This is a genomic window from Corynebacterium lipophilum (genome assembly GCF_024102595.1).
Lineage (GTDB): Bacteria > Actinomycetota > Actinomycetes > Mycobacteriales > Mycobacteriaceae > Corynebacterium > Corynebacterium pseudogenitalium.
The window spans coordinates 17,415-43,359 of record NZ_JAEUWV010000014.1; the positions used below are offsets into that span (position 1 = coordinate 17,415).

At 59.4% G+C, this 25,945-nt stretch carries 22 protein-coding genes and 1 pseudogene; 12 read left to right on the top strand and 11 right to left on the bottom strand.

The window, feature by feature from the left end; all coding sequences use genetic code 11:
* The 9 genes from JMN37_RS08675 to rho all read right to left on the bottom strand — a co-directional run bounded on the left by JMN37_RS08675 (position 1) and on the right by rho (position 8,265).
* Positions 1–570: a F0F1 ATP synthase subunit B gene (locus JMN37_RS08675; RefSeq protein WP_070362615.1), complete on the bottom strand. Its 570-nt coding sequence runs from the start codon at positions 568–570 to the stop codon at positions 1–3.
* A gap of 47 nt (positions 571–617) precedes the next feature.
* Positions 618–863, bottom strand: a complete 246-nt coding sequence (locus JMN37_RS08680) for an ATP synthase F0 subunit C (protein WP_252931759.1) — start codon at positions 861–863, stop codon at positions 618–620.
* Positions 864–969: 106 nt separating this feature from the next.
* Positions 970–1,764 carry a F0F1 ATP synthase subunit A gene (atpB, locus tag JMN37_RS08685; RefSeq protein ID WP_070362617.1) on the bottom strand — a complete coding sequence of 265 codons (795 nt, stop codon included), beginning with the start codon at positions 1,762–1,764 and terminating at the stop codon, positions 970–972.
* A 441-nt stretch (positions 1,765–2,205) separates the two neighbouring features.
* Positions 2,206–2,667, bottom strand: a complete 462-nt coding sequence (locus JMN37_RS08690) for a Cg1360 family ATP-synthase-associated protein (RefSeq protein WP_252931760.1) — start codon at positions 2,665–2,667, stop codon at positions 2,206–2,208.
* A gap of 11 nt (positions 2,668–2,678) precedes the next feature.
* Positions 2,679–3,821, bottom strand: a complete 1,143-nt coding sequence (locus JMN37_RS08695; RefSeq protein ID WP_070362618.1) for an MraY family glycosyltransferase — start codon at positions 3,819–3,821, stop codon at positions 2,679–2,681.
* Positions 3,822–4,481: an L-threonylcarbamoyladenylate synthase gene (locus JMN37_RS08700; RefSeq protein ID WP_070362619.1), complete on the bottom strand. Its 660-nt coding sequence runs from the start codon at positions 4,479–4,481 to the stop codon at positions 3,822–3,824. It lies immediately after the preceding gene.
* 37 nt (positions 4,482–4,518) lie between these two features.
* Complete coding sequence (gene prmC, locus JMN37_RS08705; protein ID WP_256472885.1) at positions 4,519–5,385, bottom strand: peptide chain release factor N(5)-glutamine methyltransferase; 867 nt, start codon at positions 5,383–5,385, stop codon at positions 4,519–4,521.
* Entirely contained in the window at positions 5,372–6,445 is a 1,074-nt protein-coding gene (prfA, locus tag JMN37_RS08710) for a peptide chain release factor 1 (RefSeq protein ID WP_071573404.1), read from the bottom strand. Before prfA ends, prmC begins: the two co-directional genes overlap by 14 nt.
* Positions 6,445–8,265 carry a transcription termination factor Rho gene (gene rho, locus JMN37_RS08715; protein WP_252931762.1) on the bottom strand — a complete coding sequence of 607 codons (1,821 nt, stop codon included), beginning with the start codon at positions 8,263–8,265 and terminating at the stop codon, positions 6,445–6,447. The genes prfA and rho overlap by 1 nt, the downstream gene beginning before the upstream one ends.
* Before the next feature lie 304 nt (positions 8,266–8,569).
* Here rho and JMN37_RS08720 point away from each other — a divergent pair, with 304 nt between their 5' ends.
* The 5 genes from JMN37_RS08720 to mobA all read left to right on the top strand — a co-directional run bounded on the left by JMN37_RS08720 (position 8,570) and on the right by mobA (position 13,821).
* Complete coding sequence (locus JMN37_RS08720; RefSeq protein ID WP_070479523.1) at positions 8,570–10,312, top strand: long-chain fatty-acid--CoA ligase; 1,743 nt, start codon at positions 8,570–8,572, stop codon at positions 10,310–10,312.
* Between the two features lie 62 nt (positions 10,313–10,374).
* Positions 10,375–11,493, top strand: a complete 1,119-nt coding sequence (gene moaA, locus JMN37_RS08725) for a GTP 3',8-cyclase MoaA (RefSeq protein WP_252931764.1) — start codon at positions 10,375–10,377, stop codon at positions 11,491–11,493.
* 6 nt (positions 11,494–11,499) lie between these two features.
* Positions 11,500–12,732, top strand: coding sequence for a molybdopterin molybdotransferase MoeA (locus tag JMN37_RS08730; protein WP_252931765.1), 1,233 nt, complete (start codon positions 11,500–11,502; stop codon positions 12,730–12,732).
* 17 nt (positions 12,733–12,749) lie between these two features.
* Positions 12,750–13,229: a cyclic pyranopterin monophosphate synthase MoaC gene (moaC, locus tag JMN37_RS08735; RefSeq protein WP_070976335.1), complete on the top strand. Its 480-nt coding sequence runs from the start codon at positions 12,750–12,752 to the stop codon at positions 13,227–13,229.
* 10 nt (positions 13,230–13,239) lie between these two features.
* Positions 13,240–13,821: a molybdenum cofactor guanylyltransferase gene (gene mobA / locus JMN37_RS08740; RefSeq protein WP_252931767.1), complete on the top strand. Its 582-nt coding sequence runs from the start codon at positions 13,240–13,242 to the stop codon at positions 13,819–13,821.
* A 7-nt stretch (positions 13,822–13,828) separates the two neighbouring features.
* Here mobA and JMN37_RS08745 read toward each other — a convergent pair whose 3' ends face one another.
* Positions 13,829–14,317, bottom strand: coding sequence for a molybdopterin-binding protein (locus JMN37_RS08745; protein ID WP_252931770.1), 489 nt, complete (start codon positions 14,315–14,317; stop codon positions 13,829–13,831).
* A gap of 215 nt (positions 14,318–14,532) precedes the next feature.
* Here JMN37_RS08745 and JMN37_RS08750 point away from each other — a divergent pair, with 215 nt between their 5' ends.
* The 7 genes and pseudogenes from JMN37_RS08750 to JMN37_RS08780 all read left to right on the top strand — a co-directional run bounded on the left by JMN37_RS08750 (position 14,533) and on the right by JMN37_RS08780 (position 25,672).
* Positions 14,533–15,822 carry an MFS transporter gene (locus JMN37_RS08750; RefSeq protein WP_252931772.1) on the top strand — a complete coding sequence of 430 codons (1,290 nt, stop codon included), beginning with the start codon at positions 14,533–14,535 and terminating at the stop codon, positions 15,820–15,822.
* A 56-nt stretch (positions 15,823–15,878) separates the two neighbouring features.
* Entirely contained in the window at positions 15,879–19,613 is a 3,735-nt protein-coding gene (locus JMN37_RS08755) for a nitrate reductase subunit alpha (protein WP_252931774.1), read from the top strand.
* Positions 19,613–21,193 (top strand): annotated as a pseudogene (gene narH, locus JMN37_RS08760) (nitrate reductase subunit beta); the annotation flags it as partial. The gene JMN37_RS08755 and the pseudogene narH, both read left to right, overlap by 1 nt.
* Positions 21,194–21,336: 143 nt before the next feature.
* Positions 21,337–22,032 carry a nitrate reductase molybdenum cofactor assembly chaperone gene (narJ, locus tag JMN37_RS08765; protein ID WP_252931778.1) on the top strand — a complete coding sequence of 232 codons (696 nt, stop codon included), beginning with the start codon at positions 21,337–21,339 and terminating at the stop codon, positions 22,030–22,032.
* A 15-nt stretch (positions 22,033–22,047) separates the two neighbouring features.
* The gene (gene narI / locus JMN37_RS08770; RefSeq protein ID WP_071568634.1) at positions 22,048–22,806 is read left to right on the top strand and encodes a respiratory nitrate reductase subunit gamma; all 759 of its coding nucleotides are present in this window, start codon (positions 22,048–22,050) and stop codon (positions 22,804–22,806) included.
* 120 nt (positions 22,807–22,926) lie between these two features.
* Positions 22,927–23,712 (top strand): molybdate ABC transporter substrate-binding protein, encoded by a 786-nt coding sequence (modA, locus tag JMN37_RS08775; RefSeq protein WP_252931780.1) that lies wholly within the window; start codon positions 22,927–22,929, stop codon positions 23,710–23,712.
* Between the two features lie 22 nt (positions 23,713–23,734).
* Complete coding sequence (locus JMN37_RS08780; RefSeq protein WP_252931782.1) at positions 23,735–25,672, top strand: ATP-binding cassette domain-containing protein; 1,938 nt, start codon at positions 23,735–23,737, stop codon at positions 25,670–25,672.
* On the opposite strand, the gene JMN37_RS08785 is transcribed toward JMN37_RS08780, so the two are convergent.
* The gene (locus JMN37_RS08785) at positions 25,669–25,923 is read right to left on the bottom strand and encodes a MoaD/ThiS family protein (protein ID WP_177221715.1); all 255 of its coding nucleotides are present in this window, start codon (positions 25,921–25,923) and stop codon (positions 25,669–25,671) included. The genes JMN37_RS08780 and JMN37_RS08785 overlap by 4 nt on opposite strands.
* Positions 25,924–25,945: the final 22 nt, after the last annotated feature.

Below are 25,945 nucleotides of genomic sequence, written 5' to 3' on the forward strand. Positions count from 1 at the left end.
CTACTTCCTCGTAGAAACGTTGTCGAGTTCGGCGAGGAAAGCATCAATCGTGTTCGAGCGGCGGGTATCATCCGAAAGCTCGGTACCCAGCAGACGCTCTGCCAGACTGATGGAGTTCTGACCCATCTCGTTGCGCAGTTCAGCGACGACCTGCTCGCGGGAAGCCAGAAGCTGCTTTTCGCCTGCTTCAACAATTCGACGAGACTCTTCCTCAGCGCGCTCACGAAGTTCTGCCTGAATCTCCTTGCCCTTTGCTCGGGCAGCTTCACGGATCTCAGCAGCTTCGGCACGTGCCTCAGCGAGTTCAGCGTTGTTCTTTTCTAGAGCAGCCTTAGCCTCGGCCTGGGCAACCTGAGCACGCTCAATGCCGCCCTTGATTCGGTCTTCGCGCTCCGCCAGTACTTCCTGGAACTTCGGAAGGACAAACTTCCAGAAGAGCAAGAACACGATGACGAAGACAACGGTCGACCAAACCACGTCGTACATGGCAGGCAGGAGAATGGACGGCTCCGTCTCGAGCGGAAGCTTCTCTCCCTCTGCCAACACGAAAATATCGTTGACGTTAGTCATTGGTTGCTCCTGATCTAAAAAGTGTACGTGGAATTCGTGAGTTCTTTTTAGAACAGGAAGCCTGCAACGAGGCCAATCAGGGCAAGTGCCTCAACGAAGGCGATACCCAGGAACATGGTGGTACGCAGCTGGCCGGCCATCTCTGGCTGACGTGCCATACCCTCAACGGTCTTACCGACCAGCATGCCGATGCCGATGCCAGGGCCGATGGTTGCGAGGCCGTAGCCGATGGTGCCGAGGCCACCGTAGTTGGTGACGGTCTCTGCTGCCTGAGCAAGAATGATGTCGTTCATGTGAAAGTCGTTCCCTTTCTTGGTGTTTGCCTGCAACGCTTCCTGCAAACAAACGAGTGACAATTTGTATGGGGTTTATTCAGTTTGACCAGTAGGTTGCGCTTTGTTAATGCGCGTCTGCATGCAGCGACAGTTCGATGTACACCGCAGTCAACAGAGCGAAGATGTACGCCTGCAGGAAGATAATGATCAACTCATACAGGGTGAACAGCAACGCCGCGATCAGGGTCAGCCCTGACACACTCGTCCAGGCCGAGATCTGCCAGAAGAAGAAGTTCGTAGCAGAGTACAGCAGAACGAGAATGATGTGGCCAGCCAGGAAGTTCGCCATAAGACGAAGTGCCAGCGTGACCGGACGCAGAATGAACGTCGAGAAGAACTCGATCGGCACAACAAGGAAGTGCAGAGCGAACGGCAACCCAGGAATCACGGTCGAGTGCTTGAAGAAGGCAACGCCGTAGCGCTGCACGCCCGCGTAGATCATCGCGATGTAGGCGACAACGGCCAGCACAATCGGCATACCGATACGTGCGTTTGGCGAGATGTTGAGGCCAGGGATGATCGTGGCGACATTCATGAACAGGATCGTGAAGAAGATTGTCGCGATTACCGGCAAGAAACGCCGGCCCTCTTTCTTCCCCAGCGTGTCTTCGGCGATGTGGATGCGGACGAAATCCACGCCCAATTCACCGATATTCTGCAGACCCTTAGGAACCAGTTTTGGCTTCCTAAAAGCAATAACAAAGAGGACCACCAGTACTGCCGCCATGAACAGGCGAACCAGCATGATGCGGTCCAGCGCGAACCAGCCATTGGCGAAATCTTCACCAATAAACTGGTCGAACGTGTGCCCCGGGAAAAATTCTGGACCCAATTGGGGTGCGTGGAATGTACCCTTCATGGCCAAAGTTGTAACGCTCAGCGTTCTCTCCCGTTCTCGGGCCGCACTTAACGTGCGGTGCGATGGACGTCTCCAACAAGCTGTCTCCGTGGCGGACTCCGTCGCACATCTTCTACCACGGGACAGGGGATGTATTTTCGTGCTTCTTCCAGCGAAAAATAAGGAAGCAGCAGACCTTAACTAACCCGCCCGATACTTTAACAGGTCACAGCGTATTTTCACGCTTTAGGGGGTCTTCCAAAGCTTCTTCTGAGCATTTTTCGGTTACACGCCATTAAATATGGCTGGTACTGGCGTTTTCACCTAAAATGTTACTTCCCCCACACCCGTTCCAAAAAGGGGTAGACACCCACAAATTCGGTAGGAATTCCCCTACATTCCGACATAGAAAAGCGTTGCCACCCCAAGGCGAGGGGGTAGCAACGCAAATGTCTGTATGTCTTAAGGCTTCTGAATATATGCCGTTCGTACGCTCAGTACCCCCATAGCTTCGGCGCCTAACGCAACAACAAGTGCCGCGATCGTAGTTACACCGAATGCTGTCGAGTCGTAAAACGTTGCGTTCCGAAGCCCGAGCAAGATAAGCACGATGACGACCATCTTGATGAGCCAACCTCCGAGGACGACAGCCATCGTGGTTGTAGGGGTGGAATTAGACGTCGCAAGAACACTGATAGCGGTCAACAGCACAAAGCCACCACCAATACCGATCCCCATCAATACAGCCCAAAGACCTGGCGCGCCGCTCACGGCTCCCCATGCCATCAGCGAGATGATAAGCAGCGCCAGCAATGCCAACGTTCCAAAGCGCAGTGCACGCAGCAGCGGTCGCCGTTGGTTCTCATACTGCTCAGTGTCTGACACTTCCAGGTTCGGCGTCACAGGGTTCTTTGGAGTATCCACGATTGGACATCCTACACAGATACTGGGCCAATCTTGCCTTTCAGCCATGGAATGAGCGTCGCAACAAAGGCCACCACCAACGAAAGGACGGTAAAAGCTACAGCAAATCGGGTGGGGACGATCGAAAAGCTCACCGCACCGAGGGCTACTGCAGAAATCCACATATAGAGGACCAAAACAGTGCGTCTGTGTGTATGCCCGAGGCGAAGCAGTCGGTGGTGAATATGTCCGGCGTCTGCCTCCCACGGTCGCTGTCCACGAATCACCCGTCGAATAACCGCCCAAATCAGGTCAAGCAACGGCAAGGCAATTGCAGCAAGCACAACGATGATTGGGCTCACTAATGCCACCATGTCCGCAGCCCCATAGAGTGACATGTTGATCTTGCCCGACGCTGACGTCGACGCGGCTGCCAGCAGCAATCCAATAAGCATCGCGCCTGAGTCTCCCATGAAAATTCGGGCAGGCTCGAAATTATGCGGCAAGAACCCGGCACAAATTCCGACGAGAATCGAGCAAATGATCGCCGGCGGGTAGGCCGAAACAGCACCACCCTGGTCGTGGAGCACAGTGAGGGAGAAGAGAAGGATAGCTCCCCCGGCGATCATCCCCAGGCCAGCAGCGAGTCCGTCAATGCCATCAACAAAGTTCACAGCGTTGATAATCAACACAGTGAAGAACGCGGACAACAACATACCCTGCACTTGATCGAGGATTAGCGTGGTCCCCTCCCCAAACGGGACGTAAAAGACGGTAAAGACCAGTCCAAGAAAGCTCATGAGGCCAGCTACCAAGAGTTGTCCGCACAGCTTTACGACGGCCCCAAGCTCGTAGAGGTCGTCGATAATTCCAAGAATCACGATGCCGCTCGCACCAGCGAAGACTGCCGTCATCTCGGGCGTCACCGGTGCGAACCCACGTGTGAGCGCCGGGAGCTGCTGCGCAAGAAAAAGGGCGCACACGAGCCCTGTAAACATGGCAAGGCCACCGACAGAAGGCGTCGGCTGGGTATGCACATCGCGTTTGCGGATCTCTGCCACCCTGCCCGTCCGAACGAGCGCTGTGCGCACCACGCCTGTGAGCAGGTAGGTGATCGCTGCGGCAACAAGCAGAACCAAGCCCAATTCACGCAGCGGGACTCCGGCGCCGCCCATCTACTTCCTCCGCAACTGCTCTGGGTCAAGTTTTAGGACTTGAGCAATGCGTTCCGTGCTGATAGCTCCCTCTCGCAGGATGACTGGGCTAGGGCCAGAAATATCGATAATCGTTGACGGGGTGCCAACTTCGGCGGGCCCACCCTCGAGATACACGCCGACTGCCTCCCCGAACTGCTGGCGTGCAGCGGCCGCGTTGAGCGCTGGTGGATTGCCCGTCAGGTTCGCCGACGAGACTGCCATCGGGCCAGTTCGCTGCAGAAGTTCAAGCGCCAGGGGTTGATTCGGCATCCGCAACAACACGGTGCCACGAGTGTCGCCGAGATTCCAGGGAAGGCTCGGGGCTTCCGGAACGACGATCGAAAGCCCTCCCGGCCAAAATGCTTCAACGAGAGTTTTAGCGGTGTCCGTGAACTCCCGCACGAGCCCCTGGATAGTAGTCCAAGACCCTACCAACACTGGCACCGGCATATCGGGGCCCCGCCGCTTCGTTGCCAGCAGTGTCGCCACCGCCTGGTTATTAAATGCGTCGGCGCCGATGCCGTAGACGGTGTCAGTAGGAAGGACGATGCAACGCCCCTCTTTCACTGCGGCTTCTGCTGCCTGCAGTCCTTGTTCGCGTTCTTCTGGTTCGAGGCACTGGAAAACCCTACTCGCCATAATGCTCCTCGTCTCCTTTGTTCAGTACCGGACTAGCTTACTCGCTCCGCTTCCGGGCACAGACAAAGCGGTGCTTTCCGGTGAGGTCCGCTAACCGCTCCACTCTTTCGAACGTGCCGGATGCTGTAACGGCGTCGACAGTCAGGTCAGAAGTTGCGTCATCATGCTCAACTGCAAATACTCCGCCCGGTTTCAATAGCGTCGCAGCCACCGGCACCAGGCCACGTATCGCGTCCATACCGTCGTCTCCGGAAAAGACTGCCTCCGGTGGGTCTACGTAGACCTCTGGGTCCAGACCGTCGGTATTGGGGACGTACGGCGGGTTGCTTACCACCATGTCTACGGTGCCATGCAGCGTAGACAACAAGTTGTGATCAGTCATGTCCCCTTCGACGATCCGGACGTTCAAGCCGAGTTCATCGCGATTTCGTTGGGCATACTCGCGAGCAGCTTCGGACCGCTCCACCGCGATCACCTCGGCGCACGGTACCGCATTCGCGATGTAGAGCGCGAGCGCGCCCGAACCAGTGCCCAGATCCACGACAGTGGGCGCCTGCGAGGTAGCGGACTGCTGCAATGTCTTCACTGCCCAATCGGCTAGGACCTCGGTCTCCGGCCGCGGGATAAACACACCCGGTCCGACACGCAGCGTCAGAGGCCCAAACGGCGCGGCCCCAACGATGTGCTGGAGTGGTTCGCGCGATGCCCGGCGTTGAATCGCTGCTTCAAACGCTGTTTCAAACTCCTGGTCAACGTCGAGGAACAGTACGTTCATCGGGGTGTCGTCGAGAAGCCAGGCAGCGATCAACCTCGCGTCGACTGCTGGCGTGGCAACGCCCGCGGCCGCAAGCTGCTGCGCGCCACGGGCGATGACCTGTTGAGCGGGGAGTTTACTCGGCTTCAAGTCGTTCCTGCCGCTCGTGCGCCTGAAGCGCTGTAATCAGATCGTCCATGTTTCCGTCAAGCACGGTGTCAAGGTTGTTCGCCTTGTAGTTGATGCGGTGATCCGAAATACGGTTTTCGGGCCAGTTGTAGGTCCTGATGCGCTCAGAGCGGTCCATCGTCCGCACCTGGGAAGCGCGCCCCTCGGCGGCTTCGGCCTCGGCCTTTTCGCGCTCGAGTTGGTCAAGGCGAGCTTGCAGCACCTGCATCGCGCGAGCTCGGTTTTGGATCTGCGAGCGCTCGTTCTGACAGGTCACCACGATATTCGTCGGCAGGTGGGTAATACGCACGGCGGAGTCAGTGGTGTTCACACCCTGGCCGCCCTTGCCGGAGGATCGGTAGACATCAACGCGAATGTCTTTCTCATCAATATTTACCGACGCCACTTCGTCCGGCTCCGGGAACACATATACACCCGCGGCCGACGTCTGAATGCGGCCCTGCGACTCAGTGACTGGCACACGTTGCACGCGGTGCACGCCACCCTCAAATTTCAGCTTGGACCATGCACCGTCACGTGATGGCGTCTTCGCCTTCACCGCGACGGTCATATCCTTTACGCCGCCAAGGTCCGACTCGGACAAGTCGAGCACTTCCCAGGTCAAGCCGTGCTTCTCGCAATACTTTTGGTACATGCGGGCGAGGTCACCAGCAAAGAGGGCCGCCTCTTCACCGCCAGCACCGGCCTTGAGCTCCATGATGATGTCATCACCATCGTGCTCGTCGCGAGGTGCGAGCAGGTCCGCGAGTTCCTCCTCAAGCGCGACGATCTCTTTCGCAAGGCGTTCAGCTTCTTCGGCGAACTCTTTGTCTTCGTACGCCATCTCAGCCGCAGCTTCGTGATCTTCCCTCGCCTGGTTCAGCGCGTCGTTGACCTTGATGATCGGCTGCAGTTCGGCGTAGCGCTTTGAAAGCTTCCGGAATTTATCCTGGTCGCCCGCAATATCTGGGTCGCCCATCTGGGCCTGAATGCCCTCGTATTCGGCGACGTAGTCGTCGACAAGCGAAACTTCGCCAGCCATTAGATGTACTCCTCTGCGTCTTGATCAGCCACCATTGGTGCCGAGTTGGCGACGCCCATCAGGAACTCGCCGTTGCTCTTCGTCTTCTTCAACTGCTTGATCAGCATGTCGATGGACTGCTGCGGGTCAAGTGCCGACAGGATTCGACGCAACTTGTGCATCACGCGCGCTTCATCCGGCCCCATGAGCAGGTCATCCTTGCGGGTACCGGACGGGTTGACGTCGACAGCTGGGAAGACCCGGCGTTCCGCGATCTTACGATCAAGCTTCAGCTCGGCGTTACCGGTGCCCTTGAACTCCTCAAAGATGACGGTGTCACCAGCGGAGCCCGTCTCCACCATCGCCGTAGCGATGATCGTAAGCGAGCCACCCTCCTCGATGTTGCGCGCAGCACCCAGGAAGCGCTTCGGCGGGTACAGCGCGTTGGAATCAACACCACCGGACAGGATACGGCCCGATGCCGGCGACGAATTGTTGTACGCGCGACCCAGGCGCGTGATCGAGTCGAGGAGGACTACAACGTCTTGCCCCATCTCCACGAGGCGCTTTGCACGTTCAATTGCGAGCTCCGCGACGGCGGTGTGCTCTGACGGCGGGCGGTCGAAGGTGGAGGCGATAACCTCACCCTTCACACTGCGTTGCATGTCCGTGACTTCCTCAGGGCGCTCGTCAACGAGGACGACCATCAGGTAGCACTCTGGGTTGTTCTTCGCGATTGCGTTCGCGATGTTCTGCAGAATTGTCGTCTTACCAGCCTTTGGAGGGGAGACGATCAGTGCACGCTGACCCTTACCAATCGGCATGACCAGGTCGATCACTCGCGTGGTCAGGATGTTTGGCTCTGTCTCCAGGCGCAGACGCTTATTCGGATACAGCGGGGTCAGCTTGTGGAACTGCTTGCGCTGCTTAGCGTCCTCCGGCGTCATACCGTTCACGGAATCAACACGGACCAACTGGTTGTAGCGCTGGCGGTTGCGGCCAGAGCCATGCTGGTGACCCTGCCCGTTCGCGCGCACCTGACCGATGACCGCATCGCCGGAGCGCAACCCATTCGCCCGAACGAGGCGGTTGTTCACGTACACGTCTGCGCTGCTCTGACGGTAACCAGTGGTGCGGATGAACGCAGCGTTGTTGTCAATGACGTCGACGATGCCGGCTACTTCCTGCAGCTCTTCTGGTGGGATGTTCTGGTTATCCTGCTGGTCACGGTTGTTGTCACGGCCGCGGCGTCCACGACGGCCTCCCCCGTCTTCGTCATGGTCGCGGTTGTTACGACCGCCGCGGTCATTACGTTGGTTGCGGCCACGACCGCCGTTGCCGTCGTTGCTATTTTCAGGCTTCTCGTCGGCCGAGCCGTTATCGTGCTTTTCGGGCTTATCGTTCTTCTCGTCGTTCGAGTGCTTCTGTTCTGCGTCGGCATCGTGGGACTCATGATTGTGTCGCGCACGGTTTCGGCGAGCACGGCGTGCCGCAGATCGGGACTCATAGCGCCCCTCGTGCTGCCCGGACTGCTGCTCTTTGCCCTTTTCCTCTTTGCCCGTCTTGTCGCCTTGTTCCTCACTATTTTCAGCGGGATCTGCGGCCTTGCGGGTGGCGCGGCGACGGTTGTCGCTGTGAGTTTCCTCTTCTACTGCCTTCGCAGGTTCTACCGCCTTCGCAGGAGCCTTTCCAGGCACGGTGCCAGTAGTAATTGCTTGGATAAGCTCGCCCTTCCGCAGACCGGAGACACCTTTGAGGCCTTTTTCTGCAGCAAGTTTGCGCAGTTCAGGAATCTTCAGCGCTTGAAGGTCAGTTCCTGCTGCGTTTCCCGTATCTGTCACGGATGTCCTTTCGTCACTTCGCCAGCAAAGAGAGTGAACACTGATTCGAAGCTTTCGTGTGCATTGTGTCGTTTCGTTCACTGTGCGCTGCAACTTCGTTAACAGTAACTGAATTGCCTGCGCGCTCCCCCATGGTCAGTGAAAACCATGTAATAAAACTACGCCACTGCACGTAGATTGCAAAAAGGGGAAGCGGATCGATGAGGTTGGCTGCGCAGCAAAGTTCGTGCGATGCGCATGATCCGCCTCGTATTGTATCGCATGATTGAATTGCGCGTGCTTCATTCGCGCTAAAGTGGTGCCCATGCTTTCAACGATGCAGGAAGTGCCGTTTTCCGTCGGTCGCATTTTGGAGTATGGGCGCACCGCTCACGCCTCGACGAAGTGTACGACGTGGGGGCCCACGGGCGCCGAAGAGTGCACGTTTGCGGACATTGGCGCGCGGGCCAGCGCTTTTGCCAACGCTGCGGAAAACTTGCTGGGCATTGACGGGGACCAGCGCGTGGCTACGTTCATGTTTAACTGCTCCGAGCATATTGAGGTGATGTTTGGTACCGCCGCGAAAGGCGCCGTCTTCACCCCACTGAATATTCAGTTGATGCCGGATCAGATTGCCTATGTGGTGAACCATTCAGAGGCGAAGGTCATTGTGGCTGATCCGCGGCTGGCTGAAAAGCTTGGCCGAGTGATGGAGATGTGCCCGCTGGTTGAGCACATTGTCTTTATTGGCGCTCTGCTCAGCGACGACGTCCTTGGGTTGTCGTTCGGAGCTGCCAAGGTGCATAGCTACGAGCAGCTTCTCGACGGCCAAGCAACACGGTACTCGTGGCCGGAACTGCCAGAAAACACTGCAGCCGCACTGGTGTATTCGACAGCAACGACTGGCGCGCCAAAAGGCGTGGCGTATTCGCACCGCTCTCTTTGGCTCGAGGCGATGACGCTTCGCTCAACGGATTCACTAGCGATTACGCACGGCGAGTCTTTCCTGTGCTGCATCCCCATCTATCACGTGTTGAGCTGGGGCGTACCGTTCGCAGCGTACGTCACCGGCGCACCGATGGTGCTACCAGGTGCCGACGTTTCCGCACCGACGCTGGCAACGATTATTGCCTCGACGCACCCACGCGTAGCGCACGGCGTACCGACGCTGTGGATCCAGCTAATGGTGCACTATCTGCATACGCCGCCTGAGCGCATGAGCTTGCAGGAGATCTTCGTCGGAGGCTCTCCTGCCCCGCCTGCACTGATCAAGGTGTGGGAGGAACGTTACGGTGTCGACGTCGTCCACGTGTGGGGCATGACGGAAACGTCTACTGTCGGCACGGTGGCACGCCCACCATCAGGCGCTTCAGGCGAAGCTCGCCAAGCGTATCGCGTGTCCCAGGGACGGTTTGTGCCATGGCTGGAATACCGCGTGGTCAACGATGGAGAGGTGATGGCATCAACAGACCTTTCACAAGGCGAGATGCAGGTACGAGGAAATTTGGTTGCCAACGGCTACTACCACTCGCCAACCCAAGAAAAGGGCGAGTTGGCCTCGACGTTCCGCGGCAAAGAGATTAATGACGCCCGCCACCACTTCACTGAAGACGGGTGGCTGCGCACTGGTGACGTCGGAACAGTCACCGCCGATGGCTACATGACGTTGTACGACCGTGCACGCGACGTTATCCGATCTGGCGGCGAATGGATCTATTCCGCGCAGGTGGAAAACCTCATCATGGAAGCCGAAGATGTCATCGAGTGCGCTGTGATTGGCTTCCCCGACCGCCAGTGGGGCGAGCGCCCACTGGCTATTACCGTGCTTTTGGACGATATCCCGCGCACCGCTGAAACAGCGGAGCGGCTGCGAAAGAATCTCGCCGATGTGTTACCAACATGGATGGCACCTGAGTATTGGACGTTCGTCGACGTGATCGACAAGACTTCGGTGGGCAAGTTTGACAAGAAGGACCTAAGGAAACACCTCGCCAAGGGCGACTATGAGATTATCGCGCTGCCTGGCCCGGGTAACCGCGGAAGGAAGGCACAAACACCCGAGCAATAAATACGGGTTTTTCACTGCTAATTCTTGACCTGGCGTATTTCGTACTTATTATTGACAGCACTATGCCCATTCACCTTCCTCTTGCATCGCCGTTAGCGTCCCGCGCAGCTTCCGACGGTCCACTCGCACCAAACGCCAGCTTGGACCCAGGTGAGCAGCCCGCCCCGCGCACGCTCGACGATCGTTTTGGGCGTACGGCACGAGACCTCCGGGTCAGCCTTACCGACCGCTGCAACCTGCGCTGCACGTACTGCATGCCTGCAGAGGGCCTTGAATGGATGCCAACTGAAGAGGCACTCACCGACGAGGAGACGATCCGGCTGATCCGCCTGGCTGTGGAGCACCTCGGCATCCGCCAGGTGCGTTTCACAGGGGGCGAGCCACTCCTGCGGCGCTCGTTGGAACGCATCATCAGTGAGACGAAGACCATGCGCACCGACGAGGGCGTCGCACCCTCAACTGCGGTCACCACGAATGCCCTGGGCCTTGCGCGCCGGGCGCAGGGGCTTGCCGACGCCGGCCTCGACAGAGTGAATGTGTCGCTCGATACCACGGATCGGGGGCTCTACGCACAGCTCACCCGCAGAGACCGCATTGACGACGTGTTTGCGGGCATCGACGCCGCAGTGGAAGCAGGCCTTCAGCCGGTGAAGGTCAACGCGGTAGTGATGCCGGGCATCAACGAAGACGGTGTCACAGACCTCGTGCGCTTTGCGCTGGAACGCGGGCTGCAGCTGCGCTTTATCGAACAAATGCCGCTGGGCCCACGCGAGCAGTGGAAGCGCACCGACATGGTGACGGCGCATGACTTGGTTGAGCGTCTCCGCCACGATTTCACGCTTGCACCTGCCGTCGAGCCGCGGGGTTCTGCACCCGCTGCCCTATGGGATGTCACAGACGGTACTCGCAGCGGCAAGCTCGGGATTATCGCGTCTGTGACACACCCTTTCTGTGGCGCCTGCGACCGAACCCGCCTCACGACTGACGGCTCCATCCGGTCCTGCCTGTTCTCGAAAGCGGCCGACGAGGTCTCGCTCCGCGACGTCATGCGTGGGGGTGCCTCCGACGCTGAGCTCGCGGACCTCTGGTCGAAAGCCATGTGGCTGAAGAAGCCCGGACACGGCATTGATGACGAGGGCTTCCTGCAGCCGGAGCGCCTCATGAGCGAAATCGGTGGTTAAGAACTAATGAACACTCTTCCTTCTGTCAACGAACATTTGGCCCGTGTCCTGGCTGCGGCGCGGCCCCGCGTTAAGCGCGACGTCCCATTAGGTGACTGCGTAGGCCAGGTACTCGCAGCCGACGTCGTGGCACGGTTCCCAGTGCCACCTTTTTCAAACTCGGCGGTCGACGGCTTCATAGCCCACGAGTCGGATCTATTCGGTGACGGGCCGTGGGTACTGCCTGTAGCTGGTGAGATCCCGGCCGGACATGACGCAATCGATTGTCCGGCTGGCCATGCAGTCCGAATCATGACTGGCGCACCGATGCCGCAACAGGACGGTCTTCATGTCGTCCCCGTCGAGCAGACGAATATCCCTCGAGGCCCTTATCCTCTCCCTGACGAGGTCCAGATTGCTTCTGTTGACCTTGGCCGTTCCCACACCCGACATGCTGGTGAGAATGTCGGCGTCGGTGAAGTCGTTGCGCGAGAGGGAACACGGATTGATGCTGGCACACTCGCCGCACTTGTCGCCACTGGTGTCCGCACTGTGGACGTTTTCGAACGCCCAACCGTCGCAGTCGTCTCTACTGGCGACGAGCTCGTTGCCTGGCCCGGCGACATTCGCGGCGCGCAAATTCCCGATTCAAACCTGCCAATGGTAGCGACGCTTCTGCGCGAAAGCGGCTACGCCAAGGTATTCACGATGCACGCTGATGACGATACGCAATCGACCGAGGTCTTACTCCAGCAAGCCGCGCAGCAGGCAGACATCGTGGTCACCACCGGCGGAGTCAGCGCTGGAGCGTACGACGTAGTCCGCACTGTCACAGCCTCCTCACCAGATATGTGGTTCGGCCATGTCGCCCAGCGCCCGGGAAGTCCGCAGGGCGTTGGACGATGGTCCGAAGCTGCTTTTATATGCCTGCCCGGAAATCCAGTTGCGGCGTTCGTCTCGTGCGCGCTGTACGCGATCCCGTTACTGCGCGCGAGTGCCGGGGACCGCACGCGTTGCAGCATGGACGAGCGAACAATGGTGGAAGCGGACGTCGATACGCACTTCCCCGCCCCGCGTGCTGATCGTCATGTATTCGTACCTGTGCGCCTGCACACCGAACACGGGGCTGTCCGCGCTGAAGCCTTTGCCGGCGGACATGGCGGCTCCGGATTCGTGGCTTCCCTACCTGCAGTGGACGGAATCGCGGTCCTTGCCCCTGGAACCGACGCCCCCACTCGCATCCCAGTGATGCTGTTTTAAAGAAAGAAAGACTCAACATGAAATTTACCCATCTCAATGCTGCTGGCCAGGCCTACATGGTTGACGTTACGGAGAAGCAGCCAACCGTTCGGAATGCAACCGCGCAAGGTGAAGTCGCTTGCTCGCCTGAGGTGATGAAGGCACTTCGTGAAGGCACCGTGCCGAAAGGCGACGTGTTAGCCGTTGCACGCGTCGCAGGCATTTCGGCTGCGAAGCGTGTGCCGGACTTGCTGCCTCTCGCCCACACGATTGGCGTACACGGCTGCGCGGTAGACGTGGAGTTGCGCGAAGACCACGTTTTCATCGAGGCCACCGTTCGCACGGCGGACCGCACCGGTGTCGAGATGGAGGCGCTGACCGCTGTCAGCGTTGCGGCACTTGCCATCGTGGACATGGTCAAGGGTGTCGACCGCTCGGCATTTGTGCGCCGGATGGGAATCGTGGCCAAGTCTGGTGGTCGATCTGGCGACTGGTCGCGCGAGCTTCCCGAGGCATAGCATGCGAGGTGTGCGAGACGTGCAACACGAGTGGAAGGATGTCGGCGTCGTTGTGCTCGCTGGGGGACGCTCGACCCGAATGGGCGCTGACAAGGCACAAGTGAAAGTAAACGGCATCCGACTCGTTGATGCGGTGTGCGCCCGCATTCCTGATGGTGTGCCGCGCATCGTCGTCAGTCCGCAACCGCTGGGAGTGCCTACGGTGAGTGAGGATCCGCCGTTCGGGGGTCCCGTCGCGGGGATTGCTGCAGGGCTCTCGCGTATCAACGCCCCCTTCGTCGCCGTCGTCTCCGTCGACGCACCACAATCCCCTGAACTGATCCCGGCACTCTCCCGAGCCGCTCGCGACGGTGCGGACGTTGCGGTCATAGAGGCCGCGGACGGGTATCTGCAACCGTTATGTGCGGTGTGGAACCGGGCCTCCTTAGTAGCTGCACTCGACACTGCGGGCTCACGCGACATTCCCGCGAAGCGCCTCTTCGACGCGGTTGAGCACATAGTACGTGTTCAGGGCACTGGCGCTGAGCGTGACTACGATACCCGGTTGGAACTCGACGAGCTTGGGGACGTCGAGTTTCCCGCTACCGAATAGCGTCTGGTTAGCGAACCCACTCTGTCAGACTCGGCCACAGCGCAAGGATGACACCGAGGGTGTCTCGCACGCCGCCGTGTGAACTCGGAGCGTTGACGATGAGGCTTGCACCAGGCTCCCGGGAAGTGAGACCAATGAGGCCTCGGCAAAGTCCGGCGCGCGGTGAATGCTCCAGCCCGTCGATCAGTACTTGGGTTTCGATGCCGTGGAGCCGTGTGGAGATGAACTCTTCGCTTACTTCAGGGGTGAGGTTTCGGGGCCCCAGTCCGGTACCACCACAGGTGAGGATGAGCGAGTTCCCGCCCTTCACCGCCTGTGCCATTGCGCCCCGGAGCGCTTCGTCACCCTCTGGAATGACTACGGGAGGTGCGACCTGAAATCCAGCCTCGGTGAGCAGCTGGGTAGCGGCGGGGGAAGCTTTATCCTTTCGCTCGCCGCCGAAAACTCGGTCCGAAACGACGATTATTACCGCTGTAGGGTCCGTTGTTTTTTCCATGAAGTGTTCCTTCCCTGGGCAAATACCAGCATCTGTACAAATCACCGAATTAAGACACACATATGTTGCGTAATTATACACGACTTTTTTCGTGGATAAGTTGATAGTAGCAGCTCACTGCTACTATTCTTAATATTAGTTGCGGGTTTTTCTGACATTTTTATTCACCCGGAGCATGTAGACCTTTATTGTATTTCTGAAGAGGATTTCACTCCATGTCCAAGCTTGACACTTCCCAACGGGTACTCACCGGTTGGGACGCTGAAGATCCAGAAAAGTGGGACGCTGGCATTGCATGGCGCACACTTTGGATCACGACGATTTCGATGTTCTTCGGGTTCGTCACCTGGTACATCGTGGCGGCGATTGCGCCGCGGCTCAATGAGATCGGGTTCGACCTCACTGCTGCACAGCTTTACTGGCTTACTGCAGTCCCAGGACTGGCAGCTGGTATCTTCCGCCTGATTTGGATGTTCTTGCCACCAGTTCTTGGTACCCGAAAGCTCATTACGCTTTCGACAGCACTCTTCCTCATCCCACTGGTCGGCTGGTATTTTGCGGTCCAGAGCCCCGAGACTTCATACGCAACCCTGTTGATCCTGTCCTTCATGACAGGTATCGGCGGCGGCATCTTCTCTGGCTTCATGCCGTCGACGGGGTACTTCTTCCCGAAGGCAAAGTCCGGTACAGCGCTCGGCCTCCAAGCCGGCCTGGGCAACCTCGGCATGTCGTTCGTGCTGTTGCTGGCACCTTGGCTCATCGGCATCACGATGATCGGATCCATCGAGGCATCGGACGGCTCCGGAACTGCAATCAACGTGCACAATGTCCCAGCGTTCTTCGTCCCTTGGGTCATCATCATGGTGATCGTGTCCTGGCTGATGCTGAAGGACGTTCCGGTCAAAGCAAACTTCCGCCAGCAGATCGATATTTTCGGAAACAAGAACACCTGGATCCTCACCATCATTTATGTAATGACGTTCGGTGCACTTGCCGGGTTCGGCGCGCAGCTTGCTCTGTTGATGAAGAACTCCTTCGGTGAGAACGCGACGAAGCTGCTCGGATGGGCGTTCATGTACGCCCTGCTTGGTGCGCTGATCCGCGCACTGTGGGGCCCACTGTGCGACAAGTACGGCGGTGCAATCTGGACGTTCGTCGCCGGTGTCGGCATGACCGTCACCACTGCAATTGCCGCAATTTTCCTTGCCCGCGGTGGCGACGCCGCAGCACCGTTCTTCTACACGATGCTTGCCATGTCTGTCTTCGCTGGTATCGGCAACGCCGGCACGTTCAAGCAGATGCCGATGATCCTGCCGAAGCGACAGGCAGGCGGTGTCATCGGCTTCACCGGCGCAATCGCCGCGTTCGGCCCGTTCATCGTCGGCGTGCTGCTCACGCTGATGAGCGCACCAACGTTCTTCTGGGGCTGCGTGGTCTACTTCATCTTCGCTACGGCACTCACATGGATCTACTACGCCCGTCCGAACGCTCCGTTCCCTGGTTAACATCCATTTCATTCACGACCCCGTTTTCTCACTTTCATCCAAGGAGATTGTGAACCATGACTGATGCGACACAGTCCAACCCGCTGTTTAAACTTGGTGGGTTCGTTCGCAAAGGCGACGTCACGCCTTCCGGCCAGCAAATTTTCCTCGAAGGCGGCCGACAAGCCGACGTGTTCTACCGCAACCGTTGGTCCTTCGACAAGATGGTGCGCTCCACACACGGTGTGAACTGCACCGGTTCCTGTTCCTGGAAGGTTTACGTCAAGGATGGCGTCATCACCTGGGAATCCCAGGCGGTTGACTACCCGACTACCGGCCCTGACTTCCCAGAGTACGAACCTCGAGGGTGCCCGCGTGGCGCATCCTTTTCCTGGTACACCTACTCGCCTACGCGCATCCGCTACCCGTACGTGCGTAGCGCGCTGCTGGAGATGTACCGCCACGAAAAGAAGCAACACGACGGCGACCCTGTCCTCGCCTGGCGTGCGATCCAGGAAGACCCAGTCAAGCGTCGCGCCTACGTCGGTGCCCGCGGCAAGGGCGGCCTGGTGCGCGTTGCCTACGAAGAGGCCGTCGAGATCGCTGCAGCAGCACACGTGTACACCATCAAGCAGTGGGGCCCGGACCGCATCGCTGGCTTCACAGTGATTCCTGCGATGAGCCAGGTCTCCTACGCCGCCGGTACCCGTTTCTTGGGGCTGATCGGTGGCGCGATGCTGTCCTTCTACGACTGGTATGCAGACCTGCCCCCTGCCTCCCCGCAGACGTTCGGCGATCAGACGGATGTGCCTGAGTCGGGCGACTGGTTCAACTCTTCCTACCTGATGATGTGGGGCTCGAACATCCCGGTGACCCGTACGCCGGACTCACACTTCATGACCGAGGTGCGTTACAAGGGCACCAAGATCGTCGTGGTTTCCCCGGACTACAACGATGCGGCGAAGTTCGCCGACGAGTGGATGCGCATGTCGCCGGGCACCGACGGCGCGCTCGCCTTCGCGATGGGCCACGTTATCTTGAGCAAGTTCCATGTAGCGCAGCAACCGCAGTACTTCATGGATTACATGCTCAAGTACACGGATGCGCCGTTCCTGGTAGAGCTTGATCAGCTCGAGGACGGCACCTTGGCTCCAGGCAAGTTCCTCACCGCAGACAAGCTTGACGACGCCTCCCTGGCCAGCAGCGATAACGCACAGTACCGTCTGCTCAACATTGAAGCGGACGGTACCGTTGTCGACCCAGGTGGCACTATCGCGGACCACTACAAGACCGATCCGGGCAAATGGAATCTCCGCCACGATAACGCGAACCCGGTGATGTCCATGGCGGATACCAACTCCTACGGCACAGCCGAGGTGTGCTTCCCACGCTTCGACATGGATGCCTCGCGCGAGGCTTTGGACTCGGACGGTCCTATCGGCGCTGGCGTCTACCGCCGCGGTGTTCCGGTCCGCGAGGTCGCAGGCCGCACCGTCACCACCGTGTACGACCTCATGCTGGCGCACTACGGTGTGAACCGTCCGTCGCTGCAGCTGCCTGGCTCTTGGCCGGCTGACTTTAACGACGCCTCTGAGGTCGGCACGCCCGCATGGGCAGAAGAGCTGTCGAGTGTTCCGGTTGCGCAGATCGAGCGCATCGCTACAGAGTTCGCGCAGAACGCGCTGGACTCGAAGGGCCGCTCCCAGATCATCATGGGCGCGGGCGCGAACCACTACGTCCACGCGGACTCGATCTACCGCACTTTCCTTGCGCTGACTTCTATGTGTGGCACCCAAGGTGTCAACGGCGGCGGTTGGGCGCACTACGTGGGTCAGGAGAAGCTGCGCCCTCAGTCGGGCTGGAGCCAGTACGCGTTCGCGAATGACTGGAACCGTCCGCCGCGCCACATGATCGCCACCGGTTTCTACTACCTGACCACGTCCCAGTGGCGGTACGATAACTCGAAGGCTTCCAGGATGGCCTCGCCGCTGGCTCGTAAGGGCGCGTCGGAAGATAAGTTCCTGTCGGAGACGCTGGTCGAGGCCATGAAGCGTGGCTGGATGCCGTCGTATCCGCAGTTCAACCGCAACCCACTGCTGCTTGCTGAGCAAGCGAAGGAAGCGGGCATGGATGTGAAGGACTACGTCGTCGACCAGTTGGAGTCTGGCCAGATGGAGTTCGCTGCTGAGGATCCGGATGCTCCGGAGAACTGGCCTCGCATCCTGCTGAACTGGCGCACGAACCTGATGGGTTCTTCGGCAAAGGGTACCGAGTACTTCCTGCGCCACATGTTGGGGGTTGATTCGGATGTCTCCGCGGAAGAGCTGGCCGAGGATGAGCGCCCGAAGTCGATTCGCTGGCGCGAAGAGGCACCGATGGGCAAGCTCGACCTGATGATGACTACGGACTTCCGTAACACCTCGACCACCCTGGTGTCAGACATCGTTTTCCCTGCGGCCACCTGGTACGAGAAGAACGACTTGTCCACGACGGATATGCACCCGTTCATCCACACTTTTAACGCTGCGATCAACCCGCCGTGGGAGGCCCGCAGTGACTGGGAGATCTTCCGCGATATGTCCGACGCTGTTTCCCGCATGGCCGGCAAGTGGCTGGGAGTACAGACGGACATCGTCACCGCGCCTATCTCCCACGACGCACCGGACGAGATCAACCCGAACATGGCGAACGGCGTGGTGCCCGATGTCAAGGAAGTCGGCATGATTCCGGGCCGAACGATGGCAAAGCTGGTCCCGGTTGAACGCGACTACACCAAGGTGTTCGAGAAGTGGATGTCTTTCGGCCCACTGACCGAGAAGGCTGGTACGAACGTACACGGCACGCCGTTTAACGTTGAAAAGCAGGTTGGTGAGCTCTTCGGTATGAACGGCGTCGCTGAGACTGCTTCAGCAGGCGACCGCCCAGCATTGAACTCTGCGGTGAAGGCCGCACAAGCGATCCTGCACCTGTCCGGTGTGTCCAACGGCGAAGTCGCACGCAACGGTTTCGAAAACCTGGGCAAGATGCTCGGTTCGGACACTAGCGAGTTCTGGGAAGGCACCGAGGACGCCCAGATCGTGTGGGACAAGGTCAAGGAACGCCCGCAAGAGGTCATCACCTCGCCGGAGTGGTCTGGGGACAAGCGCGATGGGCGTCGCTACACCGCGTTCTCACTGAACCTCGCGATGGACAAGCCCTGGAACACGCTTTCCGGTCGCATGCACTACTTCATCGATCACGACTGGTTCATTGACTACGGCGAGCAACTCCCCGTGTTTAAGCCACCGCTTGACCGCATGCGTCTTAATGGTGAGACCCGTCCGGGCGAGATTCTCAAGGGCGAGGACGGCAATCCAGAGATCACGGTGCGCTACCTCACCCCGCACAATAAGTGGTCGATTCACTCGCAATACTTCGACAACCTTCATGTTTTGTCCATCTCCCGCGGTGGCCAGGTCGTCTGGATGTCGGATGCGGATGCTCAGAAGATCGGTGTCAAGGACAACGAGTGGGTTGAGCTCTACAACCGCAACGGTGTTGTCTCAGCGCGTGCTGTGGTCACCCACCGCATTCCGGAAGGAACGGTCATCATGAACCACGCGCAGGAACGCACAGTGGGCACACCACTGAACGAGCGTTCCGGCCGACGTGGCGGCACGCACAACTCGCTGACCCGCATCACCATCAAGCCACTGCATGTGGCTGGTGGCTACGGCCACTTGACCTACGGATTCAACTACATCGGCCCAACCGGCAACAACCGCGACGAGGTTACCCGCATCCGTCGTCGCTCCCAGGAGGTGCAGTACTAATGCGAGTTATGGCGCAAATTGCCATGGTCATGAACCTGGACAAGTGCATCGGATGCCATACGTGTTCGGTGACGTGTAAGCAGGCATGGACCAACCGTGAAGGCACGGAGTACATCTGGTTCAACAACGTTGAAACCCGTCCCGGTGTGGGCTACCCACGCTCGTGGGAGGACCAGGAGAAGTGGAAGGGCGGCTGGAAGCTTGACGGCAGCGGCAAGCTCAAGCCACGCCAGGGTGGACGTATCAAGCGTCTGGCCACTATTTTCCACAACCCGAACATGCCGACGATCGAGGATTACTACGAGCCGTGGACCTATGAGTACGAGAAGCTCATCAGCGCCCCAGCTGGCCAGAAGACGCAGCCGACGGCTCGGCCGAAGTCGCAGATCACTGGCAAACCGATCGACACGATCTCCTGGTCTTCGAACTGGGACGACAATCTTGGTGGTTCGACGGCAACCATGGACGATGACCAAGTCCTGGAGAAGATGAACCTGGAGGTGAAGAAGGAAATTGAAGAGTCCTTCATGTTCTACCTCCCGCGCATCTGTGAACACTGCCTGAACCCAACGTGTGTGTCTTCCTGCCCGTCAGGCGCGATGTACAAGCGCACTGAGGACGGCATCGTCCTGGTTGACCAGGACAGCTGCCGCGGCTGGCGCATGTGCGTCTCTGGCTGCCCGTACAAGAAGGTGTACTTCAACCACAAGACGGGCAAGGCCGAAAAATGTACGCTGTGCTACCCGCGCATTGAGGTCGGCCAGCCGACCGTGTGCTCGGAGACATGTGTGGGGCGTCTGCGTTACCTTGGCGTACTGCTCTACGACGCGGACCGTGTTGCAGAGGCGGCGTCGACACCCGATGAGAAGGACCTGTTTGAGGCGCAGAAGTCGCTCTTCCTCGATCCCCGTGACCCTGAGGTCGTCCGCGCGGCAACCGAAGAGGGTATTCCTCACTCCTGGATCGAGGCTGCGCAGAACTCCCCAATCTATGACCTGATCTTCACCTATGGTGTGGCGCTGCCACTGCACCCAGAGTTCCGCACGCTGCCGATGGTGTGGTACATCCCGTCGCTGTCGCCGATCGTTGATCAGGTGACGAAGACTGGCGCCGACGGCGAAGACCACAAGGTGTTGCTCAGCGCAATTTCAAATATGCGCATCCCGCTGGAGTACCAGGCTGGTCTGTTCACCGCTGGCGATACCGTCCCGGTGGAGCTTTCCCTCCGCCGCCTCGCCGCGATGCGTTCCTACATGCGCGACATCAACCTGGGCCAGCCTACGAATGAGGCGATTGCAAGTGCCGTCGGCATGACGGGCAAGGACCTGGAGGCGATGTACCGCCTGCTGGCGATTGCCAAGTATGACGACCGCTACGTCATCCCGACCACCTCACCGGAGACCCCGCGTGGTGTGTCCTCGCTGGATCCGTTTGGTGGCGTCGATCCAGCCAGTGGCGATCTCATGGCCAACCTCGGTATGGGCGCGCCGAGTGCCTGCCACGAAGAGGCCGACAACGCTCAGCCTGGCAAGGTGTCCCTGATGTCGTGGACCGGCGACCGTCCTGACGCGATGTTCCCCACCGCGTTGAAGACTCGCGAGCCGAAGACCGCAAGCGAGAACTACCGCCCTGCTGCACCAGAGGCCTCCACTCCGGCGCCGAACCCGGTTGAGGAAGGCCCGAGTGCTGACGGCAACATCGCGCGACGCGAGGGTGAGCAGTAATGAGCACCCGGACCCAAATCGGGGTTGTGCCCGAGGAGCTCGTGACACCGGTAGCGTGCGATACGCAGCAGCGCCAGGTCGCAGCGATGGCGCTCAGCCTCATGTTGCGTTACCCGGAGGAGGAGTTCTTCTCCACGGCGGAGACCGTCGAAGAGCAGCTCGGGCTGCTTCCAGCCCCTGTTGCTGCGGAAATCACGGAGTTCATTGGCAGGGCACGGGGCCTCGGCTTGTTGCCGCTCCAGGAGCATTACGTTGAAACCTTTGATCAGCGTCGTCGCTGCGCGCTGCACCTCTCCTACTACTCAGTGGGCGATACCCGCCAGCGCGGTGCCGCCATCTTGGCATTTCGCCAACAGTTAGCTGGCCTGGGAATGGAGGAGATCTCCGAGGAACTCCCCGACCACCTTTGCGTGGTCCTGGAGGCGCTTGCGCTCGCTGACGCGGACTCTCAGCAGCACGCGTTGGAGATGATTGCCTCGCACCGCGACGGACTTGAGGTGCTGCGTCATGCTCTGGTCGGACTGGGTAGCCCGTACGCTCACTTGCTCACAGCAGTGTGCATGCTGCTCCCAACCATCAGCGAGGAAACAATTGCTCGCTACATCAACCTGATTCGCCAGGGCCCTCCTGCGGAGATGGTCGGTATTGAAACTACTCCCCTGCCGTTTCCAACGGCTTCTCCCAACCACAATTAAAGGACTGAACTCACTATGACTGGTATTGAAGAATTCCTGTGGGTGGCCTTTCCCTGGTTGGCCATCGCCGCGTTTGTCATCGGCATTATTTGGCGCTGGCGCTATGACCAAATGGGCTGGACTACCCACTCGTCACAAATCTACGAGTCGAAGTTATTGCGGCTCTCCTCGCCACTATTCCACTGGGGCATGGTCTTCGTGGTCATTGGCCACTTGATGGGCCTGGCGATTCCGAAGTCGTGGACCCGCGGCATGGGCATCAGCGATCACGCCTACCATCTCATCGCAACGATTCCAGGCACCATCGCTGGCATCGCCGTGGTGTTGGGGCTGCTTGGTTTGCTCTACCGTCGTGTGGTCAACCGTTCGGTGTTCTTATCGACGGCCACCTCCGACAAGTTCATGTATGTGTTCCTCACAATCGCAATCTGCTCTGGCTTTATCGCGACTGTCTCGACGCAGGTGTTCGGGGTGCCCGGCGGCTATGACTACCGTGAAACGATCTCGCCGTGGCTACGCCAACTGTTGATCTTTAACCCGATGCCCGACTTGATGGTCCAGGCACCGTGGCAGTTTAAGGTCCACGTACTGGCTGGCTTCACGTTGATCGCCTGCTGGCCTTTCACACGCCTTGTCCACGCGTTCTCGGCCCCGGTGGGCTACTCCACCAGGCCGTACGTGGTCTACCGCTCGCGTGGCCAAGAGGTCCAGGGCCGCCGCTCTGAAGCGCAGTGGGAACCGATTCGCTCGAACGGACGCCAGCTGAAGCACTAGCGTTTCCACCCGCTCGCCAGTGCTGCCCCCGGAGCTCTTCTTCCGGGGGCATTCTTCGTATCTACCCCTTTTTTAAGATAATTTATATTCATATTCAAACCACTACTCGAAGGAGTTCTCATGCGCTCTACTCGCCTTGCCGCATTGTGCGTCGCTGCCCTGGCCGCGACGGGTCTGACCGCCTGTACCGGTGGCACCGATTCCGAAAGCACCGCCTCAAAAGCACCGACTGCTGAGGCACCCAGCGACCTCATCGTTATGGGCGCAGCCTCCACGCGCGTGCTCAACGAGGACCTTTCGGAGATGTCGGAGAGCAACCTCGAGTTCGTCAACGCCGGTTCCTCTGACCTGGTGCAGCAGCTGAAGGAGGGCGCACCTGGTGACGTGTTGATCACGGCTGACCAGAAGAATATGGACAAGGCTGTCGAGGCGGGCGTCGCAAAGGATCCTAAAGTCGTAGCGACGAACTCGATGGTGCTCGTGGTGCCGAAAGGTAACCCTGCAGGTGTCAAGAGCGTCGAGGATGTACAAAAAGAGGGCGTGAACCTGGTTGTGTGTGATGCACAGGTCCCATGTGGCTCGGTGACCAACGAGCTTGTCGCGGCGAACAATCTCACCATCAACCCTGTGTCTCTGGAGCATAGCGTCTCCGACACCCTAGGCAAGGTTGTCACCGGAGAGGCCGACGCTGGTTTCGTGTACCGCACCGACGCTGCTGCGGCTGGCGATGCCGTTGAGGTTCTCAACATCCCTCACGCTGATGAGAAGCCGAACTCCCTCGTCGCCGCTGTGACCACCAACACCACCGACGAGGCTGCCGCACAGAAACTCTTCGAACTGCTTGCAAGCCCAGAGATGGCCGTCGTGTGGGAGAAGTACGGCTTCACCCCTGCTGCGCAACAGTAACCACCGGGTAGAGTCCGTATTCATGCAGCAATCAACGCTTCGCCAGGCCCCACGCCAGACACCAATGTTGGTGTGGGGCCTGGCGCTTCTTGCACTCGCCGCCATTGTGCTGCCGATCCTGGCGCTTGGTGCACGTGTGCCATGGGACCAGCTCGGTGAGATCCTTGCCTCCGCATCGACACAGCAGTTGCTCCGCGTCACGCTGCGCTCCGCTGTCCTGGCGTGCGTCATCACACTCCTGCTGGGCACACCGCTTGCGCTATGGATGCAACACTTGCGACGAGGTGCAGGCCTTGCGCGAGTACTCGTGCTACTTCCGCTAGCGATGCCGCCGGTCGTCGGTGGTTTAGCGCTCAGCGCGTTTCTCGGACGCCGAGGCTTGGCTGCGCCGCTGTTGGACGCGCTGCATATTCAGTTCGCGTTCGCGTTTCCGGGTATCGTCGCTGCACATGTGTTCGTTGCGCTGCCGTTCGTTGTCATCACACTTGACGCGGCGCTGCGGCAACTCGATCCGGAGATTACATACTCGGCCGCAGGCGTGGGGTTGAGCCCCTCGACGATTACTCGCAAGATAATCCTGCCTGCAATCGCGCCCTCACTCGTCTCTGCGGCCGGGCTGGCGTTTGCGCGCTCGCTCGGCGAGTTCGGCACCACGTTGACCTTCGCCGGCTCGATGCCTGGCACCACGCGCACCATGCCGTTGGGCATCTATATTGCCCGCGAGGTAGACCAAGATGTGGCGTACGGTCTTTCGGCCCTTTTGATTGCGCTGGCTGTCCTGACACTCGCTGCATCAACGCTGCCAACCGTCTTCCTGTCCCGCTCACGCTCCCGCGAAGTCTCGCGCGCTACACGCGACGTAGACACGCAGCGTCTCCGGGCGCTCACTAGCCCGGAAGACGGCGGTGTACCAGTCACTATCGGGGATACAACGTTTCCTGCCAACGCCACCACGGCGCTCATCGGGATGAACGGATCAGGCAAGACCACACTGGCTGGTAGGATCGCCGGGCGCCTCGGAGGACTGCGAACCACCATTGGTAATCGCGCGGTTGACGAGGGTACGGCGTCGAGCAAACTCGTACCTGCGCATAAGCGCGGCGTTGTCCTGCTGACCCAGAACCCTGGGTTGCCCCCGACCTCGACCCCACTCAAGGCGGTCGCGATGGTCACGGGCAGCAAACAGCGTGCGCTTGAACTGCTGACATCAGCTGGACTACGCGACCTTGCAGACGTCCCCGTACGCGCCTTATCCGGCGGCCAGGCCTCACAAGTCTCACTTGTGCGCGCGCTCGCCCCGCGTCCCCGTGTGCTGATCCTTGACGAGCCGCTCGCTGCCATCGACGTGAATTCGGCACATCACTGGCGTCAGGTGCTGCGGGCCACCGCGCACGACCGCACCACAATCGTGATTACGCACAACCCGTTGGATGTCGCTAACCTCGCGGAATACGTCGCAGTAATGGACCGCGGCAACGTGATCAGCCTGCGTTCAACAGTTGAAGAGCTCAAGGTCCCGGCTACGCAGTTCTCTGCCCGCCTCGCCGGCGTGAACTGGCTACCCGCGAGCGTGAACTGGATCCCTGCGCATATGGTGGGCGCCGCTCACCAAGGTTCCGCTGCGCTCGTGGCGACAACCATTGGTGAGCTCACGGGCATAGCCTCAGAGCAGTGCGAGCAGCGCGACGACGCCGTTGTGGTCTTTGCACCACAAGCCGTCTCACTGCACGTGCCTCCAGCAGCTGTACCCGAGGAATACAACGCGCTGCGTGCCACCGTGGCCACGGTCGATGTCAGTACCGCAGGCGGACTGACCGTGGAGCTTGATGTCCACGGTGCGGTAGTTGCACTTCCAGTCGAGAGACAAGAGGCGCTCGATGCAGGCATTGAGCCCGGAGCGTCTGTGACGTGCTACGTCAAAACGCAAGACATCGCGATCCACCCGAAACCGACGGACTAGCCCCCGGCGAATGGTGGCAGCACATCGACGCGCTCAGCGGACTCGAGTGAGTCAGTCTGCTGGGCGCGTTTTCCGTCGATCAGGAAGCTGCAGCGCGTCAGGATGTCTGCGAGGGTTTGACCGGCGTCGGTGGTGCCGTGGTGGCGCGAAGCGGCGTCGTCAAGAAGTTCCTGGAGCGTGGCAAAGTTCCCAACTTCTTCCTGTGCGACGCCTGTGGCCGCTCGTGCTGCGGCAAAGTAGTGAATTTGCATGTTGCCCATGCTAGCGAACTGC